The sequence below is a fragment of the Polaribacter vadi genome (assembly GCF_001761365.1).
GTDB lineage: Bacteria > Bacteroidota > Bacteroidia > Flavobacteriales > Flavobacteriaceae > Polaribacter > Polaribacter vadi.
Window position 1 is genome coordinate 3,064,657 of the sequence record NZ_CP017477.1, and the last position, 26,632, is coordinate 3,091,288.

20 protein-coding genes are annotated in these 26,632 nt (G+C 29.4%); 7 read left to right on the forward strand and 13 right to left on the reverse strand.

Annotated elements, in window-relative coordinates; translation table 11 throughout:
• Positions 1-25: 25 nt before the first annotated feature.
• From LPB03_RS13265 to LPB03_RS13290, 6 genes are read right to left on the reverse strand one after another with little or no spacing between them, the layout of a single operon-like run.
• Positions 26-1,417 (reverse strand): MptA/MptB family glycosyltransferase, encoded by a 1,392-nt coding sequence (locus LPB03_RS13265; RefSeq protein WP_065320071.1) that lies wholly within the window; start codon positions 1,415-1,417, stop codon positions 26-28.
• Positions 1,417-2,907, reverse strand: coding sequence for a cellulose synthase family protein (locus LPB03_RS13270; protein WP_065320072.1), 1,491 nt, complete (start codon positions 2,905-2,907; stop codon positions 1,417-1,419). Before LPB03_RS13270 ends, LPB03_RS13265 begins: the two co-directional genes overlap by 1 nt.
• Positions 2,907-3,599 (reverse strand): glycosyltransferase family 2 protein, encoded by a 693-nt coding sequence (locus tag LPB03_RS13275; protein WP_065320073.1) that lies wholly within the window; start codon positions 3,597-3,599, stop codon positions 2,907-2,909. The genes LPB03_RS13270 and LPB03_RS13275 overlap by 1 nt, the downstream gene beginning before the upstream one ends.
• Entirely contained in the window at positions 3,600-4,178 is a 579-nt protein-coding gene (locus LPB03_RS13280; protein ID WP_231953105.1) for a toxin-antitoxin system YwqK family antitoxin, read from the reverse strand.
• Positions 4,179-4,234: 56 nt separating this feature from the next.
• Complete coding sequence (locus LPB03_RS13285) at positions 4,235-5,857, reverse strand: 4Fe-4S binding protein (protein WP_065320075.1); 1,623 nt, start codon at positions 5,855-5,857, stop codon at positions 4,235-4,237.
• Between the two features lie 5 nt (positions 5,858-5,862).
• Positions 5,863-7,212 carry an NAD(P)/FAD-dependent oxidoreductase gene (locus LPB03_RS13290; protein WP_065320076.1) on the reverse strand — a complete coding sequence of 450 codons (1,350 nt, stop codon included), beginning with the start codon at positions 7,210-7,212 and terminating at the stop codon, positions 5,863-5,865.
• Between the two features lie 237 nt (positions 7,213-7,449).
• Between LPB03_RS13290 and LPB03_RS13295 the strand changes: the two genes are divergently transcribed.
• The 4 genes from LPB03_RS13295 (at position 7,450) to LPB03_RS13310 (ending at position 11,657) form a co-directional block, all read left to right on the forward strand.
• Entirely contained in the window at positions 7,450-8,451 is a 1,002-nt protein-coding gene (locus tag LPB03_RS13295; protein ID WP_065320077.1) for a glycoside hydrolase family 113, read from the forward strand.
• 84 nt (positions 8,452-8,535) lie between these two features.
• On the forward strand, positions 8,536-9,369 hold the full coding sequence (locus tag LPB03_RS13300) for a universal stress protein (protein ID WP_065320078.1): 834 nt from the start codon (positions 8,536-8,538) through the stop codon (positions 9,367-9,369).
• A gap of 8 nt (positions 9,370-9,377) precedes the next feature.
• Positions 9,378-10,775, forward strand: coding sequence for a hypothetical protein (locus LPB03_RS13305; protein ID WP_139058989.1), 1,398 nt, complete (start codon positions 9,378-9,380; stop codon positions 10,773-10,775).
• A gap of 153 nt (positions 10,776-10,928) precedes the next feature.
• Positions 10,929-11,657, forward strand: a complete 729-nt coding sequence (locus LPB03_RS13310) for a metallophosphoesterase family protein (RefSeq protein ID WP_065320080.1) — start codon at positions 10,929-10,931, stop codon at positions 11,655-11,657.
• A gap of 200 nt (positions 11,658-11,857) precedes the next feature.
• Here the strand turns inward: LPB03_RS13310 and LPB03_RS13315 are convergent, their stop codons facing one another.
• The 5 genes from LPB03_RS13315 to mfd form a co-directional block, all read right to left on the reverse strand.
• Positions 11,858-12,772, reverse strand: coding sequence for an energy transducer TonB (locus LPB03_RS13315; RefSeq protein WP_139058990.1), 915 nt, complete (start codon positions 12,770-12,772; stop codon positions 11,858-11,860).
• Positions 12,773-12,894: 122 nt separating this feature from the next.
• Complete coding sequence (locus LPB03_RS13320; protein WP_065320082.1) at positions 12,895-14,202, reverse strand: hypothetical protein; 1,308 nt, start codon at positions 14,200-14,202, stop codon at positions 12,895-12,897.
• 20 nt (positions 14,203-14,222) lie between these two features.
• Positions 14,223-16,628, reverse strand: a complete 2,406-nt coding sequence (locus LPB03_RS13325) for a TonB-dependent receptor (protein WP_065320083.1) — start codon at positions 16,626-16,628, stop codon at positions 14,223-14,225.
• A gap of 254 nt (positions 16,629-16,882) precedes the next feature.
• Complete coding sequence (locus tag LPB03_RS13330) at positions 16,883-17,746, reverse strand: DMT family transporter (protein WP_065320084.1); 864 nt, start codon at positions 17,744-17,746, stop codon at positions 16,883-16,885.
• 95 nt (positions 17,747-17,841) lie between these two features.
• Positions 17,842-21,186, reverse strand: a complete 3,345-nt coding sequence (gene mfd, locus LPB03_RS13335) for a transcription-repair coupling factor (protein ID WP_065320085.1) — start codon at positions 21,184-21,186, stop codon at positions 17,842-17,844.
• A gap of 121 nt (positions 21,187-21,307) precedes the next feature.
• Here mfd and LPB03_RS13340 point away from each other — a divergent pair, with 121 nt between their 5' ends.
• Positions 21,308-21,895 carry a hypothetical protein gene (locus LPB03_RS13340; RefSeq protein ID WP_065320086.1) on the forward strand — a complete coding sequence of 196 codons (588 nt, stop codon included), beginning with the start codon at positions 21,308-21,310 and terminating at the stop codon, positions 21,893-21,895.
• Positions 21,896-21,917: 22 nt separating this feature from the next.
• Here LPB03_RS13340 and LPB03_RS13345 read toward each other — a convergent pair whose 3' ends face one another.
• Together LPB03_RS13345 and LPB03_RS13350 are read right to left on the reverse strand one after the other, a co-directional pair.
• Positions 21,918-22,376 carry a thioredoxin family protein gene (locus tag LPB03_RS13345; protein WP_065320087.1) on the reverse strand — a complete coding sequence of 153 codons (459 nt, stop codon included), beginning with the start codon at positions 22,374-22,376 and terminating at the stop codon, positions 21,918-21,920.
• Between the two features lie 23 nt (positions 22,377-22,399).
• Positions 22,400-24,634 (reverse strand): TonB-dependent receptor, encoded by a 2,235-nt coding sequence (locus tag LPB03_RS13350; protein ID WP_065320155.1) that lies wholly within the window; start codon positions 24,632-24,634, stop codon positions 22,400-22,402.
• Positions 24,635-24,739: 105 nt separating this feature from the next.
• Here LPB03_RS13350 and LPB03_RS13355 point away from each other — a divergent pair, with 105 nt between their 5' ends.
• Both LPB03_RS13355 and LPB03_RS13360 read left to right on the forward strand, forming a co-directional pair.
• Positions 24,740-25,396, forward strand: a complete 657-nt coding sequence (locus LPB03_RS13355; protein WP_065320088.1) for a metal-dependent transcriptional regulator — start codon at positions 24,740-24,742, stop codon at positions 25,394-25,396.
• Positions 25,393-26,229 carry a ZIP family metal transporter gene (locus LPB03_RS13360; protein ID WP_065320089.1) on the forward strand — a complete coding sequence of 279 codons (837 nt, stop codon included), beginning with the start codon at positions 25,393-25,395 and terminating at the stop codon, positions 26,227-26,229. The genes LPB03_RS13355 and LPB03_RS13360 overlap by 4 nt, the downstream gene beginning before the upstream one ends.
• Positions 26,230-26,632 lie beyond the last annotated feature (403 nt).

The following is a 26,632-nucleotide window of genomic DNA, read 5'->3' on the forward strand; positions in this document are numbered from 1 at the left end:
TACCTCGTTAATATTTGAGAAAGTATTAATTTATCATTTTTTTTCTATGAAACCTTCTTATTTCATAAAAAATGTAAGTATATACGACTAAATATTCAAGAGCTACAAACCATAAATTTTCTTGCCAAGGATTATTTGCATATGCTTGGTAACTTAAAATAATAACAAAACTCCAAACAATAGGAAATTTATATTTTGTAAATACTGATAAAATAATTGGCGTTGCTAAATACCAAGGATGTACAGTTGTGGACGTAAAATAATAAAAACAAAGTCCGAAAAGCATTGCTGTAAATACTTGTTTTAAAGTGATATTTTTTCTAAAAAACGTTTGTATTATCAATACTAAAATGGTTAAAATTGGTGTTATTTTACCAATAATAGCAATTTCGTTATAACCTCTAAAGAGGAAGCCAATTTCCCTAAAAAGATAATAGAAACTTGCATTAAATTCGAACTTACAAAACCACAAACCAACCGATTTTGAGTAATTTTCTATGAATGTTGATGATAAAAATGGCAAAAATAAAATAACAACAGTTAAAATTGTAAGTATATAAAATGATGAAAGTTTTAATAAATTACGAATTCTCGATTTGGCTTTAACAGATATAATGATGTCTTTTTGAGAATTATTTTTACACACAAACCACTGAAAAAATAATGGCAAAAATAACAATGGAATTAATTTTACAGAAATAGAACAACCGATTAAAATAGCTGCTAATGCCCATTTTTGTTGATACAATTTATACATCCCAAAAATAAAGAAGAATAGCATTACAGGTTCAAAATGCAAATTCCCTGTCATTTCTATAATGATAAAAGGATTTAAAATGTACCAGAAAATATTTTTGATGGGTAGATTTAGTTTTTCTAAAAGTTTTTTTCCAACATATAGAATTCCAAGATCTGCTAAAATAATAATCAATCTTAAAACAACAACAGAACCAAAAATACTTTTGCTAGCAAATAACGCTGCAATAAAAAAACAAAGCTGATTTAACGGCGGGTAATTTGTATAATGACTTCCATTTAATTCGCCCATTCCTGCATACAATTCTTCTGCATCTGCAATTGGAAAGTTGTTTTGTTGCACGATGTTTTCTGGCAAGGTTAGATAGGGATTTAAACCTTCAAAAAGCATGCGACCATCCCAAATAAATCTGTAAAAATCTTGCGATAAACTTGGCGTTGCAAAGAGAAATATCAACCTAAAAAGAATAGCAATACCAACTAAAGTAGAGAATGAGATTTGCTTGTTTTGCATCAATAGATAAAAACAACCAAAAAGTGCAAACCACAAAGAAATAAGGATGTTAAATTCCGTTCTTTCTAAAAAATAAGCAAAGAAAATATAAAGAAGTATGCTACTAAAAATTAGCAGTACGTTTTTGTATTTGCTAAAAAAAGGCATTACGCTTTTGAGAAAATTGACTTAAAGAAAACATAAGCAAAACCAACAAAAAGCATAAAATGAAAAGGGAAAAGCCCAAAATCTCCTCCTTGATCGCCCACAATAAATGCGCTATACATTCCAAAAATGAAATAAATAGCTAAAAGGCCTTCTAAAATTACATGAACAGAAGGTCTCTTTTTAATATATTTATTGTTTTTCCAACCATCTTTAATGGTTGTAATATTAAATTTTGGAGTTCTTACAAATTCACTTTTTTTACCAATATGTCCTTCTAAAACAGCAATTGTATTGTGCAAAGAAAAACCCATTGCCACTGAAAAAAACGTAAAAAATGCGCCAATATATTTTAAAAATCTTATAAAACCACCACCATAAATATTTTTATACATGTGCCAATAACACACAAAGAAGATTAGAGAACTTGCTACAAAAAAGCTCATCACATAAAAATAATTCTTTAAATGTTCATATTCATTTTTGATGTATAGCATTGGAATACTCAAAACAGCCACTAAAAAAATACAGATAAACATAGAGCTGTTTAACAAATGTAATAATCCGTGAATTTTAGTTTTTATAGAAATGTTTTTATTGGTAATAATGCGTTTAATCATTTTCTGAAAATTCTCTGCACCACCTTTATTCCATCTAAATTGCTGCGATCTTGCTGCACTAATAATTACAGGAAGTTCTGCAGGAGTTTCTACTTTTTCTAAATACTTAAATTTCCAATTTTTTAGCTGTGCTCTATAGCTTAAATCGATGTCTTCTGTAAGTGTATCTCCTTGCCAATTACCAGCATCGTAAATACATTCTTTTCGCCAAATACCAGCAGTTCCATTAAAGTTTATAAAATGACCTTTGCTATTTCTACCCACTTGTTCTAGGGTAAAATGAGCATCTAACATAAAAGCTTGAATTCTTGTTAGTGTAGAGTAATTTCTGTTGATATGACTCCATCTTGTTTGAACAACGCCAATTTTTTCATCTTTAAAATAAGGGACTGTTTGTAACAACCAATCTTTTTTTGGTAAAAAATCAGCATCAAAAATGGCAATAAACTCGCCTTTTGCAGTTTTTAGACCTTCTTTTAAAGCTCCAGCTTTAAAACCTTGTCGATTTGATCTTCTAATATGTTCAATATCAATTCCTTTCTCTTGAAGTTTTTTAACGTGTTTTGCAGTTATTTCTACAGATTCATCAGTAGAATCATCTAAAACTTGAAACTCTATTTTATCTTTTGGATACTCTAGTTTTGCAATATTTTTTAACAAACGTTTCATTACATACAACTCGTTAAAAACGGGTAATTGTATGGTTACAAAAGGAATTTCATTTGGGTTTGTAAAGTCAAATTTAGGAGAATTATCCTCTTTATTTCTATACTTTAAATAATTGATAAGCAGATTTAACTGTGCAAGTGCGTAGATAAAAATAAGCACCAAACAGAACGTGTAAATAATTATAATAAGATACTCTAAAATCATTATTTAAAACTATATTTAAAAATCCAACCTAAAATTTTAACTCCTGCAAATATAGTACCTTTTACAGTACCTGAAACTTTTGAGACACCTATTCTGTTTCTATATTTTACAGGGATTTCTTTGTAGGTCATTTTTTGCTTTAAAACCTTTAGTTGCATTTCTACAGTCCAACCATAGGTTTTATCTTCCATGTTTAAAGCTAATAATTTATCGTACTTAATAGCTCTAAAAGGTCCTAAATCAGAGAATCTTGCTCCAAAAAACAGCTTCATTAAAAAAGTTGCTAGCCAATTCCCAAAAACTTGTTGAGGTGTCATAGCACCATTTTCACGTAATTCTTTTACTCTTGCACCTACTACAAAATCTAAGTTTTGGTTGATGATTGGCGAAACAATTTCCGTTAATTGTTCTGGATAATCAGAATAATCACCATCTAAAAAAACAATAATATCTGGTTTTATTGACTGCTTAGCAATATAATCCATGCCTTTTAAGCAAGCATAACCATAACCTTTTCTTGTTTCTGATAAAACAGTTGCACCAGCATTTTTGGCGTTAATTTCTGTGTTATCAGTAGAGTTATTACTAATTACAATAATTTCATCAACTATTTTAGGAATATCTTTAACAACACTTCCAATAGAATCTTGCTCATTATAAGCAGGAATAATCACTTTTATAACTGGCTTCATCTATCTTAAATCAAATATGTTATTTTCTTTTTTAAAAGAGGATAAACTTGTCCATTCTTTTATTTTTTTACCTTCTTTAAATTTTGAGGCCTTTATTATTTCCTCTTCTTTATAAACCAAACAATATCCGTTTTTCTGATTATTTTCTAGTTGGCATTTATAATTTACAATTCCGTTTTCATCATAAAATAACCACCAATTTTCTTTAATACCTTTCTTAAAATGCCCTTCTTTATCTATAAGAGCATTTTCGGTGTAAAAGTACCAATATTTTATTTTTTGACCCTTTTTGTAACTGCCTTCTTGCTTTAAATTTCCATTTTCGAAATAAAATTTCCAGTAATCAACTTTTTTATCATCTAAAACCCAACCTTCTTCTTTTAATTGACCAGAATCATAATATTCCTTTTGATACGTTTTTTGAGCAAAAGAATTTACTGAAAATAATAAAATTGCTATACTAATTCCATAAAAATGCAAAGACATAAATTTCTTGCAGTTTAGAAGAAAAAGATTTTTTAAATTATTTATCAATTGATATGTTGATAATTCTTGTACTAATTTAAATTTTTTATACATACAGTTTACAGATTGCAGAAATTGAGACTGCCAACTGAAAACTGTTTTGCAGAATACTATTTCTTATTAATTAAATTCATTAAATCAACATCATTTCCTAATAGAATTTCTGTTGGATTAATTCTCCCATCTTCAGGGCCGTTTTCTAATTTTAAAACGCCTCTTGGGCAAACTGCAGAACAAACTCCACAACCCACACAACTAGAACGAACGATGTTTTCTCCTTTTTGTGCATAGGCTCTTACATCAATTCCCATTTCACAATAAGTAGAACAATTTCCACAAGAAATACACTGTGCACCATTTGTGGTAATTCTAAATCTCGATTTAAAACGCTGAACCATTCCTAAATAAGCTGCTAAAGGACAACCAAATCTACACCAAACTCTGTTTCCAAAAATTGGGTAGAAACCTGTTCCTATAACTCCAGCAAACCAAGCACCTATCAAGAAACTATACGTATCTTTTATCCATTGGGTTTTAATTCCGAGAAAAGATTGTGCTCCTGAGAAGTAACAATACAAAGTAACGAGTGTCATCAACAGAGAAAAAATTAACACAGAATGGATTAACCATCTTTCTAATTTCCATGCATTCAGGCTTTTATCTGAATGTTGTCTGTAAGGGTCTCCTAAAGTTTCTGCTAAACCTCCACAACCACAAACCCAAGAACAATACCAACGTTTTCCAAAAAAATAAACCATTACTGGCACAATTACTAAGGTTAAAACAATTCCCCAGACTAAAATAAATAGTCCAATTGAGCCACTTTCAGTCAATGTTTTTAAATTCCATTCAAAGAAGAAATCATAATCTAAAGGAAAAGCATTTTTAAAATCGTAACCAGGCATGTTTAAACTGGTCATAATTTCTGGGATTAAAAAAGCAAACACAATTTGAAAGAATAAAACAGAGGTTGTTCTTATAATTTGATACTTATTATGTCTGTATTTAATGTACATTCTTACAGCCATTGTTACCATAATTGTACAGTATAAAAAGCCGTACACAAACCATTGAGAAGCTTCACCACCATTTAAAGCTTTGCTAATTGGATCTAGAATAAACGTCCAGTTTACAACATAATCTGCCATAAAATAAAGCACCAAATAAAAAGTAACCAAATACACTAAAACCACCCAAGCAATCCAGCCTCTGTTTGTGGACGATTTATGATAAATTCCGTCATTTTTTATTCCTGGTTTTCCTAACAAAATTAAGTTTGGTAGCATAAATAGTAATGCTCCTAATATGCCTAATCCAAAAGTTAGAAACCACATTAAGCCAGCATTTTCTTTTACAAAACCACTTCCTGCTTTTTTGGCGATTTGAAAACTAATGGTATGAGGTTTACCATCAACTCTATATTGATATTGAGCACCTTTTTTATCCCAATTTTTTTCTTTATTATATTTTTCGATTAAATCATTGTAATGCTTATTATTTGTTTCTACAGCATTTCTAACACGTTCAGAAAATTGAAAAATATTTAAATTTTCTTCGGTCACAATTGCTTTTGATAATTCTTCTTTGATGATTTCACTTTTATACCCTTTTTCTTGAATAAAAGAGTCTAATTCCTGTTCTGTGAAACTAAAATTTCCAGTAAAAATAGATGCTGTAAAAATGCTTAATCCTATTAAAAAAATTACTAAACCTGTATATTTTATTGCTTTCATATATCTTATGCTTTGCTGAAAATGCGTTTCCAACTTTTCTTTTTAACCTGAATATTTGTGCTATTTTCTTGATTGAATTTTGCTACAATGTCTTTTTCATATAAATTGTAAAATTCAGGATCAAAATTGGCATTTTTTAGATATTCTAAAACGTGCTCTATAGATTTGTTTTCTGTCAACCATCGATCAAAAATTTCGTGACGCATTCTAATTCCGAATGTATTTATCCCTAAAAATTTATGGGTAATTTTATCATAAGAAATGGTAATGCAAATATTTTCTTTAGGATGTTGCCATTGAAAATATGCTTCATTTTCTTGTTTGTTTCGTTCGCTAAAAACCCAGCCATACGTTTGGTATTCTATATCTAAAAATTTGGCAGAATTAAACCAATGTCCAGGATTGTATGCCATTTTATTGCCGCAAATTGTTTGTGCTAAAACTTCGCCCATCATTCTTCCTGTATACCAAACAGCTTCAATATTTCTACGTTGTCCAATCGCTTTATGTTGCTCTGCACAATCGCCAATTGCATAAATATCTTTGATATTGGTTTCTAAAAAATGATTGACTAAAACACCTTTTTTGGTTTCGATGCCAGAATCTTTTAAGAAATCGATATTTGGAGTTACACCAGCTGTTAAACCAACAACATTACAAAAGATTTCTTCGCCAGTTTCTTCAATAATGATCGATTTTACTTTCCCATTTTCATCACTTTTAATTTCTTTTAAATTGGTTGATAAACGCAAATCTATATGATGCTCTTTGATATGTTTATTAATCATTTCAGATTCTTGTGCTGGCAAAACTCCATTCCAAAAACTATCTTCACGCACTAAAAAAGTAACAGGAATTTTTCTACTTCTCAACATTTCTACCAATTCGATTCCTATTAAACCACCACCAACAATTACAGCTCTTTTACAAACCTCATTATTTGGTGCGTATTTTTCTAGTTTTTCTAAATCTTGCTTATGATACATGCCCATAACTCCATCCAAATCTTGTCCTGGCCAACCAAATTTATTTGGTTTAGAACCAGTTGCGATAATTAATTTATCGAAAGAAAGCGTAGAAGAATCTTTAAAATTTAGTATTTTTTTATCAGTATTAATACTAGAAACATAGCCTTCTTTTAGGTTGATGTTATTCTTGTCCCAAAACCAATTTTCGTAAGGTTGTGTATGCTCGAATTTCATGTGCCCCATGTAAATATACATGAGTGCAGTTCTAGAAAAGAAATATTTGGTTTCTGCAGAAACAATTGTAATTTGTTTGTCAGAATTTTTCCTGATATGTCTTGCAGCTGAAACTCCAGAAATTCCATTCCCAATAATTACAATATGCTCCATAGTTAGTGAATTGATTATTTGCTTTAAGTCGTAGCGAAAGTTAAGAACTTAAAAGTTAACGTTAGTTTAGAATTGATATAAATAGACTTGTTAAAAGAAACTGTAATTATTTTTCTTTTAAACATGAAACTACAGAATTTTTAAATTTAAAAGAGGAAATAATACAGGTTTATAGCAAAGTTTTAACATTGGTTTAAGAGCGTTGTTCTAATAAAAAGAACTATTTTTCGGAAGATTATGAAAATATATAAACTTTCTTTTTTACTGCTGATAATCTTGCAGTTTTCTTGCAATAGTCAAGTTAAAAAAATAAACGGATTAAGCTTTGTAGCCTCAAGAGATTCTATTGATGCAAAACATATAAACCCAGCTCTAAGAACCAATAGCAATTATGTTGCTTTAATGCCTTATAGTTTTATTAGAAATATTGAAATTCCTAGAATTGAATTCAACACAAACAGAGAATGGTTTGGCGAAAGCAAAAACGGATTGTTACAATATGCCAAGGAGTTTCAAAAAGTTGATGTAAAAATTATGATAAAACCTCATTTATGGCTTAGAAGAGGAGGTTTTACAGGGAATTTAAAACCAACTACTGAAGAAAACTGGATACTTTTAGAAAATTCTTACAGAGATTATATATTAACCTATGCAAAAGCTGCAACAGAATTAAATGCAGAAATACTTTGTATTGGTACAGAACTAGAAGAATTTGTAATGAATAGACCCATTTATTGGCAAAAATTAATCAAAGAAATTAAGGAAGTTTACAAAGGCAAATTAACATACGCAGCAAATTGGAACGAGTTTAATCGTATTCCTTTTTGGGGAGAATTAGATTTTATTGGTATAGACGCATATTTTCCTTTAAGTGAAAAAAAATCACCAACAATTCAAGAATTTGAAAATGGTTGGAAACCTCACAAAGAAGATATTATTCGAATTCAGAAAAAGTATAACAAGCCAGTTTTATTTACAGAATTTGGTTACAGAAGCGTCGATTTTACAGGCAAACAACCTTGGGATTCTAATAGAGTAGAAGGGAGTTTAAATTTACAAGCACAAGTAGATGCTTTGCAAGCAATACACAATCAATTTTGGAAAGAAGATTGGTTTGCAGGTGGTTTTATTTGGAAATGGTTTCATGCTCATGAAAAAGTTGGTGGCGAAAACGACAATAGATTTACACCTCAAAATAAACCCGCAGAAACTTTATTACATCAATTATATAAACAATAAGTATTTTATAAAACATGATAAAAGTCCTGTAATAAAAGAGAAAAGAGACTTAATTTTGTTTCTTAAATTAAAAAATAAATCACCATGAACAAAATAATTGTACCTATCGATTTTTCAGAATATTCAGAATATGCTTTAAAAGCAGCAGTACTTTTATCAAAAAAAACAGCGGTTACTATTTATGCTTTACACATGTTAGATTTGCAAGAAGTAAGTTTATCTCAAAGTGCAGAATACACACAAGAAAAAGCAGTTTTCTTTTTAAAGTTAGCAGAAAAAAGATTCAAAGAATTTTTGCAAAAAGAGTATTTAAAAGATGTAAAAATTGTGCCAATTGTTAAGCATTACAAAGTGTTTAGTGAAATAAATACAATTGCGAAAGAAGTAGATGCAGATTTAATAATTATGGGTTCTCATGGAGCAAGTGGTTTAAAAGAATTTTTTACAGGTTCTAACACAGAAAAAGTTATTAGATATTCTGACATACCAGTAATGGTGCTAAAAAATGAACTAAAAGATATCGATTTTGCTGATATTGTATATGCAACAGATTTTTCTGAAGAATCTGTAGATGCATTTAAAAAAATGCTAACTTCTTTAGATTTTTTAAACGTAAGAAAACATCTTTTATATGTTAATTTACCAAATGATAAATTTAAAACCACTCCAGAAATGGATGCTTTAGCGAATAAATTTTTAATGAAAGCAGAAGGAAACATAGATCGATTAATAAACGTTAACTTTGTTTGTGCAAGATCTATAGAAGAAGGTGTTTTAAATTTTTCTAACGTTATTGGTGCAGATTTAATTACACTAATTACACATGGTAGAAAAGGGTTGTCTCATGTTTTTTCTGGTAGTATTTCAGAAGATATTTCAAATCATTCTGCGTTACCAATTATGACTTTTAAAATGTAATTATTTTTATGAAATTAAAATATCTATTAACTTTTGTTTGTTTTTCTTTATTAATTTCTGCGTGTTCAGAAGATTCAGATACAATTGTAGCTAGAAATTTGCAAGGATATTTAGATGAAAATTCAGAAAAAGAAAAAGATACTTTAATTGCTTTTGCAGCAAATGCAGAGGCAAATACAGCTTTAACCTATATATATTATTATCCAGAAATTGGTGCAACAGATATTCGATATTATGAAACTACAGGAGTTACTGCAGATAAAACCGATTATAGTGCTTACAGAAGGCAAAGTTTAGGAACAGAAGCTTTTTTTGGAGGTAAATTACAACGCTTTTCAAGATCTGGTACAACAGAAACATGGTGTTTGGTTACGTATATAAAAGACGGTAAATTTCATATATCAGAACCAATTCTTTTAAAAAATGTTTCAAAAACAACAGAATATTCGAATGATGTTACTATCGAATATAAAACAAATGTAGAACCAAATTTTACATGGGAAGATGGCACAATAGATGAAAACGTTCGATATTTTCAAGTAATATCTGATGAAGAAGATGATTTTAAATCGGGGACTTTTACAAGTGATAAATTTTTTCAATATTATGATGAAAGTAGTTTTGAATCTACCATAAATTTAACCACTCCAGAAACTTTGGTAGAAGATGATGTGTATAATTTTACAATGATGGGCATTAGCGAAGATAATTGGGTAAACTTAATTATTGAAGAGCAATTTATACCAAAAAATTTAGAAGAATATGTTGCTGAAAATTCAGATAAAACATTAGATACCCTAATAGCTTTTGCAAGTACTGCAAACGGAAATAAAGAGCAAACATATATTTATTTTAATTCGATTACTGGTGCTTATGATTATCGTTATTACGAAACAGAAAACACAAGTGTAGATAAAACTAATTTTAGCAATTATAAAAGAAGAAGTTTGCCAGAATCTACAGTTTTTGGTTCTAAATTAAGACGATTTACACATGCTTCTTCAGATGAAGTTTGGTGTTTGGTCACCTATATTACAGAGGGCAAGTTGCATATTTCTGACCCTATTAAAACTCAAAATAATTCTAAAGCCACAGAATATTCTACAGAAATAGAACTTATAGAAACAGAGCCTTTAATGCCAGTTTTTAATTGGACAGATATCACTTTTGATACTAATACAACCTATTTTCAAGCTGTTTCAAAAAATGATAACACATTTTTATCGGGAACTTTTACTACCGAAAAAACTTTTCAATATTATAATGAAGCAAATATTACAGGTAAAATTCATACTGTAACTCCAGAAAATTTAGTTACAGATGCTACTTATAAGTTTGCTTTATATGGTATAAGTGAAGAAAATTGGGTAGATTTAGTGATACAGACATCTTTTGTAGCCAGATAAGAAACTTAAAAAAATATTGATATAGAAAAAGCAAATCTTTATTTTGAGGTTTCGTTTTTATAATTATCATTCTCTTTTAATTCCATACCTATTTTTGCGGATACACTACTATTTCTGTAATTCTAAAATAGTAGCTTTGTAAAAAAAATAAAAATGAGAACTTTTGCAATTGGCGATATTCATGGAGGTTTAAAAGCCTTGATACAGGTTTTAAATCAGCTTGAAATTACAGAAAAAGATACGCTAATTTTTATGGGAGATTATGTAGATGGTTGGAGCGAATCTGCACAAGTAATCGATTTTTTAATCAATTTATCAGAAAAAATAAATTGTATTTTTATCAAAGGGAATCATGATGTTTGGTGCGAAAACTGGCTAAAAGATCAAACTGATGTAAACCCAACTTGGTATTTACATGGAGGTAAAGAAACGATAGATAGCTATGAAGGTTTTACGATTGATAAAAAAAATGAGCATTTAAATTTTTTCGAAAATTTAAAAATGTATCATTTAGATTCTGAAAACAGATTGTTTTTACATGCTGGTTTTACATCTATGCATGGTGTAGAAAGAGAAACCTATCCTCATAAGTTTTGCACAGACAGAACTTTGTGGGAAATGGCTTTGGCAATGGATAAAGAAATTGAAAAAAGTAGTTCTAATTACCCAAGAAGATTACAACATTATAATGAAATTTATATAGGACACACACCCACTACTAATTATGGTGAAGCTGCTCCTATGCATGCTATTAATATTTGGAATGTAGATACAGGTGCAGCTTTTAAAGGAAAAATTACAGCTTTAAATATTAATACAAAAGCTTATTTTCAAAGTGATGAGCTACCAAAACTATACCCGAATGAAAAAGGTAGAAATTAGAAACAATTTCATTAAAGTTCTTTTTTAAATATATTAAATAATTCTGGTTTGAAAGGGCACAATAATGTTTTAAATGAGCACATTTTTTAGTGAATATTAAAATATATTTGTAGTAGATATTGATATTGGGGGATATCTTTATGTATTACAAACTGCTTCATTATTGAAGCAGTTTTTTTTGTGCCAAATTTGAAAACATACTAATCAATTATAAAAGTTATTGGTAAATTATATGTTGTTTTTATAGCTTTTCCATTTTGTTCACCAGGAATAAATTGAGGTAACTTTTGAATCATTTTAAATACCTCTTCTTTTATTTTAGGATGTGGTGCTCTTATTTTTATATCAATTACATGTCCATCTTTATCAATGGTAAATTGTGTAAATATTTTATATTTTCTTTTTGATAAACCTAAATTATGAGTCCAAGATGTGTCAAAATTATCCTGAACAAAGTTTATCATTCTTTCATCAAAATCTTTTTTGGCTTTTTCTTTTGATAGATTTTTGGCTTCTTTAAATCTTGGAGGATTTTCAATAATTATAAAACCTATTGTTTCTTCTAAAACAATTTCTCCTTCAGTTGTCATAATATCACCAACTATTTCTATTTCACGTGTATTACCCATTACTATTATTTCTGGAGTTGAATCAATTGATGGACACCAACTAGGTTCAACTATTGTAGAATCTATAGTTTGCATAATAGGAGTTATCAAACCTAAATCTTCTTCATTAATTAAAGTTGAATCTTTTAAAATAACATTCTCTATTTTCTGTTTTTGGCCATCTTTATATTGGCAACTAAAAAGCGTAGCTCCCATCACAAAAAATAAAGCTAACACAAATATTTTTTGAAAAGAAAATTGTTGTTGAAATGTTATTTGAGGAATTTCGATAACAATACTATCTAATTGTTTCTTATAAAAATGCCCACAAACACGTTCACTTTTATGTTCTATTAAATATTCTTTTATTTCTGATGGAGATTTTTTAGTAAAATCAACAACCGTTTTTGAACAAGAATTACAAAATTTCCCTTTATCTTTTGGAGTCATTGCATTCCAGTTTTCGTGACAAGGTTTAGGAATGGTAATTTTAGATTTTGAATTCATAATTTGGGCTTTATGAATTGAAATCAAAGAAGATGCCAAAGTTAAAGTTTTGTTAAAGGAATTTTTTAAACAAAAAAATGCGCAAACAAAAGTTTGCGCATTTTATATAATTTATAATTAGATTAAAAAAGACCAATATAAGAAGCATCTGAAGTACCTGTTTTTAAAACAGCTCCTTTTGTAAAACCTGTAGAAGTAGCATTAGCAGGATCAAAAATATACACATTTCCTTCACCACCTAAAGAAGTTAAAGCCATAAATAATTTACCATCAATTACACTTGCCCATTGGTACTGACGTAACCATAAATCTAAAGAAATATCCATTTTTACAGCAGTTTTGTTGTAAATATCTACTCTTACAACATCCCAATTAGAACTTGCGCTATCACCTTCATCAGTATTTAAAACAGGAACATATCCAATTCCATCACCCACATAAAACCAACCAGTATTTGCTTCTGCATTGTGCCCTAATAAATTTTTAATATTAAATTTACCATAAGAATCATCATAAGTACCATTGCTAATTCTAACTAAAGAAACATCTCCTTGAGTTACTAATTGATAGGTGTCTCCAAGTTCATCTTTATGTGCAACAGGAGTTCTATACCCATTTGTAGAACCTTCTGCTAAAGTAGAAGTTAAGGTAGTTGGGTTTTCTAAAGACGGGTAATCTACTACTAAAGTTTCTATATTTTCATAAACCATTGTTCCTCTTGCATCTGTAATAGGATCGTACAAACTTTTAGCAACACCATAATATAATTTACCATTAGAAACTACAGGAGCATCAATTCTAGAAGTATAAATACCTTGTGAAGCTTCTGCTTCTGACCAAGGAAATTCGAAAGAATTATTAGAAATAATAGACATTGTTTCTAAGTTTACTAATGCAATAGTTATAGTTGCACTTGTTCTTAGGTAAACTGGGCTTGCTGCATTTGGGTCATCATATATGTTTTCTGTTGCTACGTATTGCAACATTGCATAATTCTCGTCTAACTTTGTCCAACGTGGATACGCAGTTCCCATAACAGCTTGTACATCTGTAGTTAAATCTAAATTATAATTTTGACCACTTACATAATCATATTTAGAAATATCTCCACCACCATAATTTAGGTTATATAAAGTATTCCCATCATTAGAAGTATACACTCTTGCAGTTCTTGTAGAAGGAACTTCAAAACCAAAACCTTCGAAAGTAAATGTTTTTGTTGGGTCTAATAATTCTTCTACTGTTGCACCTTGTGTATATGTTGCAGAGTTACCTGTTGAGCTAGAACCTACTACTAAATGATAAGTACGTTCAGTAGAAGGATCTGGTTCTACTGGATCTATAGTACTCTCATTACTACAAGAAATTGCGGTTAATGTTATGACTGATAAACAGGCTAATTTGATTAAAGATTTGAAATTAAAATTCATGATAGTTGTTTTTAAAATAGTTATAAAATTGTAAATGTTAGTTTGCTGTAAAAACCTCTTCCAGGTTTTTGTAAGGCGTAATTATCGAATATTTGATTGTTTAAAATGTTTTTAATATCAAAACTAAAAGTTATTTTGTTTTTTGGAAATGTATATGCAAAACCAGCATCAAAAGAAATTTGTGTTGGTATTACAGTTTTACCAGAACCACCTAAAGTACTTCCGTGTCTAAAAAATTCATTAACATATAATAAATTAGAATAGGTAGAAAACAAAGATTCTTGTTGTATAAAATTTTTCGCATTGTATTTTACATTATAATTCATTGTAAAATAAGGTGTGTTTGCAAGTCGCTCGTAAGATGGTGTAATTGGGTTTCCATTTAAATCGTACGTAACATTGTAATCTCTTGCATTAAAAAATGAAGTATTTCCGCTAAAGAATAATTTGTTATTGTAGTTGTAATTCAATTCAAAATCAAAACCTTCTGTATATATCTTACCAACGTTTGAGTTTTCAAAAAACTCCTCATCATTACCAATAGGAAACTGCATAATTAAATCCTCAGTATCTCTTATAAATACATTTGCATTTACGCCAAAATTGTGTTTTTTGAATTTAATTTTATCAACAGAAAAACCCAAATTATAATTGTTACTATGTTCTGGTTTTAAGTTTATAGATGGATTTATATTCGTTGAAACATTCCCAAAAACTTCGCCAGCTTCTGGCAATCGAATTGCTTTTTCTGCAGAACCAAAAACAGTTAGTTTAGAAGAAACTTTATAAGAAATTGCGCCTCCAAAACCTAAATCATCAGATTTTACAATATTTTCTTCAATCTCTATAGTTGCATTTGAGCTGTTGCTACTTCTTGTTCTTAATTTAGAGCTTCTATTCATATGATATGATTTCGCAAAAGCTGTAGTTCTTAATTTTTTATTGAATGCTAAATTTTCATAAGAAAGAGAAAGTATATTTTTTTTATATTTTCTTTCTTCTTTCAACGCATTTTCAATAGCTGGCAACATTGGATCATCAGAATCTCTAGAAAAAGTATTTAATAAATGATTAAATTGAAGTGTATTGTTTTCTTTAATTCTGTAGGTTAAATTGGTTCTAGTATTAACTGTTTTATCAATATCTTTTTGTAGAGTTGGATTACCAGCTTCTGCACCAGAAGTCCAAACATCTGGAGTGTTGTAATAATTTGTTGGGTAACCAAGCCAACTATATTGTGTTGCAATAGTATCTATCGTTTTTCTATTTAATTTAGAGAAGGAAGCAAAAGCGCTTACATCTAAATTTTTTAAAATGTCAGTTTTCTTATAATCTAAACTGTACATATTTGTGTTCTGTTCTGTAAATCTATTACCATACACAATTTCCATTGTGGCTGCAGTTTGAATTTGTTTATCCATATTAGAAAGTACAGCACCAAATAAAAATTGATCTGCCCATTCTACATTTGTATACCCAATTTCTGCTTTTCCACCTTGCGATCTGTATCGATCATGAAAACGTTTTGCTCTTATATACACATCTGGTGTTCCTGGTGCTAATGTAACAGCAACTTGATTTCCCCAAACTTTATAATCGTTGTCTGCATAATTTAAAAACGCAGAACCTCTTGCAGTAAAACCATTTTTATTATTTCTATAACCACCAATTATATCTGCTCTATACGTACCAAAAGAACCAGCTGAAATAGAGGCACGTAATTCGTTTTTTGTAATGTTATTTAAAACAATATTAATTGCACCACCCATAGCATCATCAGATAAATAAGGAGGAACAACGCCTTTGTAAACTTCTATTCTTTTAATTAAAGAAGCAGGTATACTGTTTAAAGAAAATGAAGGTCCAAAATTTCTTATAGGAACTCCATCTATAAATATTTTTACAGAATTACCAGACATTCCATTTAAATTATAATTTGCAGTGGAACCTAATCCACCAGATTGTCTAACTCTAACACCTGCAGATTGATCTAATAACTCGTTTACTTGAATAGATTGTATTGCTGCTTTTTTTGTTGAAATTACATTTACAGCAAAACCCTTTTCTTCAATTATTTTTTTTCTTGATTTTGATACAATAAGAACTTCATCTAATTGATTTTCTATAAATTCTAATTCTATATTTACAACTTTTTTACTTTCATTTAAGGTTGCAGAAACAGTTTTAGGTTTAGAGTTTAAAGAATGTATTTGAAAAGTATAATTTCCATAAGGAACTTCTTTTAAATAAAAATCTCCATTTATATCTGTGGATATTTCTTTATAATATTCGAAGCCATTTATAATAATAAATGCACCAATTGCAGGTTCATTAGTATTAAATTTTATTTTACCATAAAAATCTCCATTCTGACTAAAAGTAACAGATGTTAAAAAGAAAAAGAATAAAGTTCTAATGAAAAGCATGCTTGTTTTTTTGACAAATATACTTTTATTTGTAATTAGTCTAAATAAAAACAATTTTTTTGAGGAATAAATAATTATTCTTTATTTTTTTAAAATAATTACTAAATTTTATGAGTTTAAATTTTTAATCATCAAAAAAACACCCTTATTTTTAATCATTCTACATAGTTGATTTTTGAAAATTCGTAAAATTGAAGCGCTTTTTTGTCTAAATAAGGAGATTTAACATTGATTAAAGAAAATAGTGCAAGTTTTTAGTGTTCGTTTTTACTTCTAAAACTCTCAATAATTACTGTCAATAAAATTAAGCTACCTCCAATAAAAGTATTTTGGCTTGGTATTTCATTTACAAAGATATAAGCGATTATAATACCAAAAATGGGTTGCACACTACTTATAATACTCGCAGTTGCTGCAGAAAAATGTTTTAAGGAATTCACTAACATTGTGTGTCCAATTGCAGTTGTTAAAAGGGCAACTAAAATTAATAACGGAATTTGGCTATACACATTCGAAACATCGCTATAAAATAAAACAGGAATTAACAGCACAGTAACAACAATCATTTGATAGAACATTAACATGCTACCATTGTATTTTTTAACTTGTTTTTTTACAACCAAATTTCTTACAGCATAAAAAAATGCAGAAAGAATACCGAGCAAAATTCCTTTGAATTGATCATTTTCTAAAGAGAATTCTGGTATCAATATAAAAACACCAAAAAATACTAAAACAGCTAACAGAACATGAATTAAATTCAATTTTTGTTTTGTAAAAAGAGGTTCTAAAAAAGCCGTTATTATTGGATAGGTAAAGATAGATAACATTCCTAAAGCAACATTAGACAGTTTTAAAGCATAGAAATACGTAACCCAATGTGCGCCCATTAAAAAACCACTAATTAAAAATGAAACTGCATCTTTTTTTGAGTTGATTTTTAAATTTACTTTTTTAAATTTACAGAAAATAAAGATAAAAACACCTGCTAAAATTGCTCTAAACAAAATTATTACTTCAGGAGAAAGTGCAATGTATTTTCCTAAAACACCAGATGTACTTATAAAAAGTGTTCCTAAAAGTAAAATCGAAATATTTTTTAAATGAGAGTTTTGCATTATAATTTTATGAATGTCTTTGTGAGGTAGTATGTAATTTTTTGAGTTGCAATTTACAAACCTACAAGGTTTTGAAAACCTTGCAGGTTATAAAATTATACTTTTTGCAAAACTCCTAGAGCAGTTTTTACGGAATCAATTTTTATAAAAGTGATTAGCAAACGCAAGCCATTTTTAGTTTCTTTCTCTTTCATTACACAACTCTTAGAATTTTGTTGCACATATTTAAGCATTCTCGAAAAAGCTTCAGTTTGGTAAAAATCGCTTTGTTGATTGGCTACAAAATACCCAATCATACGTTTTTGTTTTAGGATGATTTTCTCTAAACCTAGTTCTTTGGCAAGCCATTTTATTCTTACAGAATCTAATAAATCTTCAACTTGTGTAGGGATTTCTCCAAACCTGTCAATAATTTCAGTTTCGAAAGTTTGTAATTCAGTTTCCTTTTCTAAATTCCCTAATTTGGTATATAAAGCCAATCTTTCTGTGATCGAATTTACGTAATCATCAGGAAAAAGAATCTCAAAATCAGTATCAATCGTAACTTCTTTTACATATTCTTTTGGTTTCGATTTATCTTCAGGATATAATTCTGCAAACTCATTTTCTTTCAATTCTTCAATAGCTTCTTGCAATATTTTTTGATACGTATCAAACCCAATATCGTTGATAAAACCACTTTGTTCACCACCCAATAAATCTCCAGCTCCACGAATTTCTAAATCTTTCATGGCAATATTAATTCCACTTCCTAAATCAGAAAATAAAACCAAAGCTTCTAGTCTTTTTCTGGCATCATCTGTCATCATATGGTAAGGTGGAGTTATAAAATAGCAAAACGCTTTTTTGTTACTTCTACCAACTCTTCCACGCATTTGATGCAAATCACTCAAACCAAAATTATTCGCATTATTAATAAAAATTGTGTTGGCATTTGGCACATCTAAACCACTTTCAATAATGGTTGTTGATACTAACACATCAAAATCGTTATTCATAAAACCAAGCATTAAACCTTCCAGTTTTTTGCCTTCCATTTGTCCATGACCAATGCCTATTTTTGCTGATGGAACCAATCTTTGCAACAAACCTGCAACTTCCTTAATGTTTTCAATTCTGTTATGGATAAAGAAAACTTGGCCTCCTCTTGATATTTCGTAAGAAATTGCATCACGAATTACATCTTCAGAAAAACGAATTACGTTACTTTCAATAGGATGTCTGTTTGGTGGAGGTGTTTTTATTACAGATAAATCTCTGGCGGCCATTAAACTAAATTGTAAAGTTCTAGGAATTGGAGTGGCAGTTAACGTTAAAGTATCAACATTTTCTTTCAACGTTTTTAATTTGTCTTTTACAGCAACACCAAATTTTTGTTCTTCGTCAATAATTAATAAACCTAAATCTTTAAATTCTAAACGTTTATTTGTAAGTTGATGTGTGCCAATAATAATATCTACTGAACCATCATTTACACCATCTATAGCTTCTGTTTTTTGTTTTGCAGTTCTAAATCTGTTTAAATAATCAATTTTGATAGGAAAATCTTTTAAACGTTCTGTAAAAGTTTGATAATGTTGAAACGCTAAAATCGTTGTCGGTACTAAAATGGCGACTTGTTTTCCATTATCAACAGCTTTAAAAGCAGCTCTTACAGCAACTTCAGTTTTTCCAAAACCAACATCTCCACAAACCAATCTGTCCATAGGTTGTTCTTTTTCCATATCATTTTTTACATCTTGAGTCGCTGTAAATTGATCTGGTGTATCTTCATACATAAAACTACCTTCTAACTCATGCTGAATATGCGTATCTGGACCAAAAGCAAATCCTTTTTCTAGCTTTCTTTTTGCATATAATTGAATTAAATTAAATGCAATATGTTTAACTCTTGCTTTTGTTTTTTGTTTGATTTTTTTCCAAGCTCCAGAACCTAATTTGTAAATTTTAGGTGCTTTGCCATCTTTACCATTAAATTTAGAAATTTTGTGAAGCGAGTGAATGCTTACATATAAAATATCACGTTCTCCGTAAACCAATTTAATAGCTTCTTGCTTTTTACCTTGAACATCAATTTTTTGCAAACCACCAAATTTTCCAATTCCATGATCCATGTGTGTAACATAATCACCAATTTCTAATTTGTTTAATTCTTGAAGTGTAATGGCTTGTTTTTTGGCATAACCATTCTTCAATCTAAATTTATGATACCGTTCAAAAATTTGATGATCTGAATAACAAACTATTTTTTGATCAACATCTACAAAGCCTTGATATAAAGGAAAAACAATAGTTTCATAATGAACTTCCTTGTCAGAATCATCAAAAATATCATGAAAACGTTTTGCTTGTTGTTCGTTTGCACAGAATATATAACTGGTAAAACCTCCTTTATGATATTCTTCTAAATTATCAATTAACAACGTAAATTGTTTGTTAAAAGAAGGTTGAGGTATGGTGTTGAATTTTATTTCTTTTGAGGTTTCTAGAGCCTTTTTATTATTATTCGTTCCAAAATCAACCAAGCTAAATTCTTGTAATTGATTTTTTATAAACTCACCATTACAAAATAATTCGCTTGGTTGTGCGTGTTTTATTTCTTTGGATAAATCATTAAATGCGATTTCTGCTTTTTGGAAAAATTTATCTAAATTTCCAATCATCAAATCGATATTCTTACTAAAAATGATGGTTTTTGAAGAGATGTATTTTAGAAAACTTTCTCTTTTTTCTTGCAATGTCTTGTTCTCAACATTGGGCATGATAGAAACTTTTTTCAACTTTTCTGTTGATAATTGTGTTTCCACATCAAAAGTTCTGATACTATCAATTTCGTCGCCAAAAAATTCAATTCTAAAAGGTTCATCATTAGAAAAAGAAAAGACATCTATAATTCCACCTCTTACAGAAAAATCTCCAGGTTCTGTAACAAAATCTACCCGTTTAAATTTATATTCGAATAAAACTTCGTTTACAAAATCTAACGATAAATTTTCTCCAACAGCAATTTTTAACGTGTTTTTTTCGAGTTCTTTTTTAGTAACAACTTTCTCAAATAAGGCTGTTGGGTAGGTTACAATTATAGCCGGTTTTTTTCTTGAATTTATTCTATTTAAAACCTCTGAACGCAACAGAACATTGGCATTGTCTGTTTCTTCAATTTGATAAGGTCTTTTATAAGATGCAGGATAAAAAAGCACATTTTTATCACCTAAAAGTTGCTCTAAATCGTTTAAATAATAAGCAGCTTCTTCTTTGTCATTAAAAATTAAAAGGTAAGGTTTGTCTGCTTTTTTAAATGTTTCTGAAATCACAAAAGACAATGAAGATCCTACCAAATTCGAGATTTGAAAACGGCTCTTATCTTCTTTTAAGTATACATTTAACTGCGAAACTAACGCAGATTTTTGATATTGATTTACAATATTCTGGACAGTCAAAGTAAAAATTTTTTTACAAATGTAGTTTTCTTTGATAAAAAAAAAGATTTAATCCTCTTAATTATTTCAGAAAGTAATATTTTTACGTAAAATATGTTATCCTTAGTATAAAATAATAAACATGAAGAACTTAGTACTAATTTTTGCAATGGTTGTTTTTTTCTCTCAAACTATAATTGCTCAATCAAGTAGAGGAGATAAATATTCTTTTGGTGTAAGTCTTTCCTCTGTATTATTTAGTAAAGAAGATGCTCCAAAAATAGGACAACGTTATAATGCGCAATTTCCAAGATTCAATTTTTCAGGAGTATTGTCAGATAAATTTTCTTTCGATTTAGGACTTACTTTTAACGTTCTTGGTAATATAGAAGGTGTCATTAATAACAAGTTCGAGTATACTTCTTTAGATGCTGCAATTCGTTATAATCCTTTTAGAAATGATGCTATGATTGTGCCTTATGTTGGTGTTGGAGCAAGTTATATTGGAGGAGCTTCCACAGTTTCAGCTGGAGATAATGCTTTAAGTGTAAATGTTTTAGCTGGTGGTGCAATTTGGATTACTTCAAAATTTGGTCTTATTGGGCAGCTTACTTATAAGTTTGTTTCTGAAGATGCAAATTCTATGGCTTCTCATTTTCAAACTACTGCAGGAATTGCTTACAGATTTGGTTCTGGTTCAGAAAGTAGAAAACGTCTTTGGGATCGATAAAATGGCTATTTTATATAGTTGTTTATAAGCTTATAAAATTTTTGGAATTTAAATAACCAACTATTTGGGCCTCAATTTCGAAACTACTATTTAAAATTGTGGTTGTTGGATAACTAATTCTACCTTTTATAGCTGCTAATTCTATTGCCAATTCATGTGTTCCTGTTTTATTTCCAGAAGGTTTATAAACAAATGTTTTTCCTAAAAAAGTAATCTCTTTTTTCTCTTCTCCATTTAAGTTGATGAAGTAAAATTTATCATTTAAAAGTTTGATGATTTCATTATTTTGAAACGTATTTTTTTTCATTCCGAAACAAATTTTGCACCAATCTGTATAAGTAAAAACAACAATTGGTTTTGGTTTTTGTTGATGTAATTGTTCAACTTCTTCAAAAGAAAAAACTCTTAATTCGCTTTTTACTGATTGTGAAAATGTAGCTAAATTAGCTATGAAAAGAATAAGAGTTATAATTTTTTTCATCAACAAAAAATGATTTTTTTTAATTAAAAAAGTGTGTATCTTAAACCTGCAAAGGCTCTAATGCCTTGGTTGGAAGCATATACATAACTTGGGTCGAAAGCCAGTTCTGGGTTTGCGTTAGTATCAATACCAACATCAAATGGATTGTTAGCGTTATTAATGCTATTTGCAGCTGGTGTAAAATTTAGTAAATTTTTTACACCTCCATAAACTTCCCAACTATTGCTAAATTTTTTACTTAATTGAATGTTTTGAATGCTAAACCAAGGGGATTTTTCAGCTCTAACATCATTTTCTCCTAATAAAGGTAAACGCATTGGACCATACACATTTCCTGTATAATCGATTGCAAAATTTTTCTCAAAACGATATGAAATAGACCAAACTCCACTAAAACTTTCTGTTAATAATTGTTGAGTTTTTACATTGTTTTCTGTTACAGAAACTTTCATTAAAGTTGCACCAGTATTTATAGCTAGGCCATTTGTAAATAATAGATCTGCGTTTAAAGAAATTCCTTTTGAAACCGAAAAACCATCTAAATTTGCATAGATAATTTTACTAGGATCAGTTTCATAATCAGGTAAAATTCTGTTATTAAAATAGGTGTAAAAAGCACTTCCATCTAAAGTGATAAAAGCATTTTCTGTATTTATTTTTTTTACATAATTTATGTTTGCATTCCAAGAAGTTTCTGGATCTAAATCACCATCAAATTCAACTTCTCTTGCACCAGTTAAAGCTGCATGATCTTCTGTAAAAACATTGGCAACTCTAAAACCATTTCCTGCACTTAGTCTAACAATATTAGAATTATCTTTAGAATTCCATTTGTAATTTACTCTTGGCGAAAATATATTTCCATGCAAACTATTATGATCCCATCTAACTCCTAAAAGTAATTTTTTTCTGTCAGTTATACTGATTTCATCTTGTGCAAAAATTCCTGGTAAATGAATTATTGATGGGCTGTTTTCTATGCCATCATCACCTAAAGTAGCAAAAGTGTTATCATCATAAAAAGTATATCTGTATGCTGCACCTAGTAATAGGTCGTGATTTTTGCCCAATTGTTTGTTGTAAACCAGCTGACCAAAACCAATGATTTGTTCTGCATTATAAGAAGTTTCTCCATAAAAAGAATTTTGGTAATGTCCATTTGCACTAAATTGAAAACTTAAATTTTCTGTAGTTAGCAATTCGTAAGTTCCAAAAGTTTCCCAACGATTTGTGTAAATGCTTTCGCCATAAATTTGATTTCCACCTCTAAATTCTCTTTCCCAATCTAATTCTCCTCCCCATCTATCTTCATACACATATCTCCCAGCAATTGTGAAAACTTTATTGCTTTTTCTTGCAATATTTATTTTATTAAAAAGTGAAATTCTATTTTGTAGCGTTAAATCTGTAAAATTATCTTCATTATTATCAATTCTATTTTGAAAATTGAAATAATTGACTCCTAAAAGTCCATCAATTTTATGGGATGCTTTATAACGTAAACCCACATCTAAATTTACTTCTCCCCAAGAACTTGTAAAAGTATCTGTGGTTAATTTTGGTGCGTTTGTAGGTTTTTTTGTGATGATATTTATGATGCCACCAACAGCTTCTGAACCATATAAAGTAGATGCAGGTCCTTTTACAATTTCCACTCTTTCTATTAAAGCCTGTGGAATTCCTGTTAAACCATACACAGTGGAAAGACCACTTACTATTGGCATTCCATCAATTAAAACAAATGTGTAAGGACCTTCTAAACCATTTATATGAATATCTCCAGTATTGCACACATTACAATTTAGTTGAGGTCTAACTCCATTTACATTTTGTAATGATTCAAAAATAGAAGGTGTGGGGTTTTTTCTGAAAAATGTTTCACTATAAACTTCTACAGGAACAGGACTATTTGTTTTTGATACGGGTCTTAATGTTCCAGAAACCACAATTTCATCTAAAGAATTATCATCTAATAAGGTAATGTTTTGGAGGATGTTTTTATCATTTAGAACATTAATTTTAATAGTTTTTGTTCGATAACCAATACTGCTAACTACTAATGTATACTTATCTTTTGGCACATTTTTTAATTCATAAAAACCGTTTTCATTCGTTGAAGTTCCCATTTTTGTTTGCTTCAAATACACATTTGCATACGGAATTTCCTCTCCGTTTTTAGCGCTAATTTTTCCACTAATTGTCTGTGTGAAACTTAAGGTTGATAAAAATAGAAAGCCAAACAATATAAGATATTTCATTTTTTTAATTAAAATTTCGACAAATATAATTAAATATTTAGACAAGACTAAAAATTATTTTATATAAATAAAAAGTATATATTTGTCTTGTCAAAAAATAGTTGAATGTTTACACTTTCTGAAGAAAATTATTTAAAAGCAATTTATCATTTAGAGACAGATTCTAAAAAGGGAATTAGTACCAATGCCATTGCAAAAAGTTTAGCAACAAAGGCATCCTCTGTTACAGATATGGTTAAAAAATTATCTGATAAGAAAGTTGTTTTATATAAAAAATACCAAGGAGTTACCTTAACAGAATTAGGTTTAAAAACTGCTGCAAATATTGTTAGGAAACACAGACTTTGGGAGGTTTTTTTAGTGCAAAAATTAAATTTTTCTTGGGATGAAGTGCATGAAGTTGCAGAACAATTAGAGCATATAAAGTCAGCTAAATTAATTAATCAATTAGATGTGCTTTTGGGATTTCCAAAATACGATCCTCATGGAGATCCAATTCCTGACAAAGATGGAAATTTAAGTAAAATTGATAAGATTTTATTATCAACTTTATTAAAAAAAGAATCTGGTGTTTGTGTTGGTGTTGATGATTCCTCATCAGAATTTTTACAATTTTTAGATAAAAAAGGTATCACTTTAGGAAAACAAATAAAAGTATTAGAAAAAGAAGATTTTGATGATTCTTTATCCATAGAAATTGATGGGAAAAAATTATCAATCTCAAATAAAATTGCCAATAATTTATACATAAAAAAGTTATGAGTACATTCGATCAATTAGTAGATTATGCAAAAGAAAATCCAATTTGGGCTGCATTATATGCCTCACTTTTTACTTGGGGGTTAACAGCTTTAGGAGCTGCATTAGTGTTCTTTTTTAGGAAATTAAATAGAGCAGTTTTAGATGGAATGCTAGGTTTTACTGGAGGAGTAATGGTTGCAGCAAGTTTTTGGAGTTTATTATCGCCAGCAATTGAAAACAGTCCTGGAGAAGGCTTTATAAAAGTTTTACCAGCAGCAATTGGTTTTGGTTTAGGAGCATTATCGCTCTTTGGAATGGATAAAATTTTACCACATTTACATATCAATTTCGAAAAAAACGAGGCAGAAGGCGTAAAAACAGAATTACACAGATCTACATTATTAGTTTTGGCAATTACGTTACACAATATTCCTGAAGGTTTAGCTGTTGGTGTGCTTTTTGGAGCAGCATCAACGTTGGTTGGGGTTGAGCAAACAGAAATGATTATTGCTGCCATTTCTTTAGCAATCGGAATTGGAATTCAGAATTTTCCTGAAGGTTTTGCTGTAGCAATGCCTTTAAGAAGACAAGGAGTTAGCAGGCTAAAAAGTTTTTGGTATGGTCAATTATCTGCAATTGTAGAGCCAATTGCAGCAGTTTTAGGAGCTTTAGCAGTATCGTTTTTTACGCCAATTTTACCTTATGCTTTGGCATTTGCTGCTGGTGCAATGATTTTTGTGGTTGTTGAAGAAGTAATTCCAGAAACACAAAGAGATAAATATACAGATATTGCTACACTTGGTTTTATTGGTGGTTTTATTGTAATGATGTCTTTGGATGTTGGTTTAGGATAGAAAAGCCCATCTTAATCTTCCCAAAGGGAAGAAATACTCTTATGTTTTTTTCTGTGTGTCTTTTGTTGATTTCTATTAGTGAAAATCAGTGAAATTTTTTTATTTTTATTTTTTTTTTTGAGTAAAACTCTGTGAGCTTTTTTTCTCTGTAATTCTCTGCGAAAAACTCTGTGAAACTCTGCGTAATAATTTTGATATGTATCAGTGAAAATCCGTGAAATCTGTGTCAGAATTTATTTAAGTAAAACTCTGTTGGCTTTTTTTTCTCTGTAAATCTCTGTGAAAAAACTCTGTGTAACTCTGCGTAATAATTTTCCTCACCTTTATCATTTATCAGTGAAAATCCGTGAAATCTGTGTCAAAATTTTAAGTTTATTTGCGTAAATTCGTGCAATTCGAGTCT

Coding starts and splice junctions, on each gene's coding strand:
- LPB03_RS13265 (WP_065320071.1), bottom strand. CDS start 1,417: ATGCCTTTTTTTAGCAAATACAAAAACGTACTGCTAATTTTTAGTAGC.
- LPB03_RS13270 (WP_065320072.1), bottom strand. CDS start 2,907: ATGATTTTAGAGTATCTTATTATAATTATTTACACGTTCTGTTTGGTG.
- LPB03_RS13275 (WP_065320073.1), bottom strand. CDS start 3,599: ATGAAGCCAGTTATAAAAGTGATTATTCCTGCTTATAATGAGCAAGAT.
- LPB03_RS13280 (WP_231953105.1), bottom strand. CDS start 4,178: ATGTATAAAAAATTTAAATTAGTACAAGAATTATCAACATATCAATTG.
- LPB03_RS13285 (WP_065320075.1), bottom strand. CDS start 5,857: ATGAAAGCAATAAAATATACAGGTTTAGTAATTTTTTTAATAGGATTA.
- LPB03_RS13290 (WP_065320076.1), bottom strand. CDS start 7,212: ATGGAGCATATTGTAATTATTGGGAATGGAATTTCTGGAGTTTCAGCT.
- LPB03_RS13295 (WP_065320077.1), top strand. CDS start 7,450: ATGAAAATATATAAACTTTCTTTTTTACTGCTGATAATCTTGCAGTTT.
- LPB03_RS13300 (WP_065320078.1), top strand. CDS start 8,536: ATGAACAAAATAATTGTACCTATCGATTTTTCAGAATATTCAGAATAT.
- LPB03_RS13305 (WP_139058989.1), top strand. CDS start 9,378: ATGAAATTAAAATATCTATTAACTTTTGTTTGTTTTTCTTTATTAATT.
- LPB03_RS13310 (WP_065320080.1), top strand. CDS start 10,929: ATGAGAACTTTTGCAATTGGCGATATTCATGGAGGTTTAAAAGCCTTG.
- LPB03_RS13315 (WP_139058990.1), bottom strand. CDS start 12,772: ATGAATTCAAAATCTAAAATTACCATTCCTAAACCTTGTCACGAAAAC.
- LPB03_RS13320 (WP_065320082.1), bottom strand. CDS start 14,202: ATGAATTTTAATTTCAAATCTTTAATCAAATTAGCCTGTTTATCAGTC.
- LPB03_RS13325 (WP_065320083.1), bottom strand. CDS start 16,628: ATGCTTTTCATTAGAACTTTATTCTTTTTCTTTTTAACATCTGTTACT.
- LPB03_RS13330 (WP_065320084.1), bottom strand. CDS start 17,746: ATGCAAAACTCTCATTTAAAAAATATTTCGATTTTACTTTTAGGAACA.
- LPB03_RS13340 (WP_065320086.1), top strand. CDS start 21,308: ATGAAGAACTTAGTACTAATTTTTGCAATGGTTGTTTTTTTCTCTCAA.
- LPB03_RS13345 (WP_065320087.1), bottom strand. CDS start 22,376: ATGAAAAAAATTATAACTCTTATTCTTTTCATAGCTAATTTAGCTACA.
- LPB03_RS13350 (WP_065320155.1), bottom strand. CDS start 24,634: ATGAAATATCTTATATTGTTTGGCTTTCTATTTTTATCAACCTTAAGT.
- LPB03_RS13355 (WP_065320088.1), top strand. CDS start 24,740: ATGTTTACACTTTCTGAAGAAAATTATTTAAAAGCAATTTATCATTTA.
- LPB03_RS13360 (WP_065320089.1), top strand. CDS start 25,393: ATGAGTACATTCGATCAATTAGTAGATTATGCAAAAGAAAATCCAATT.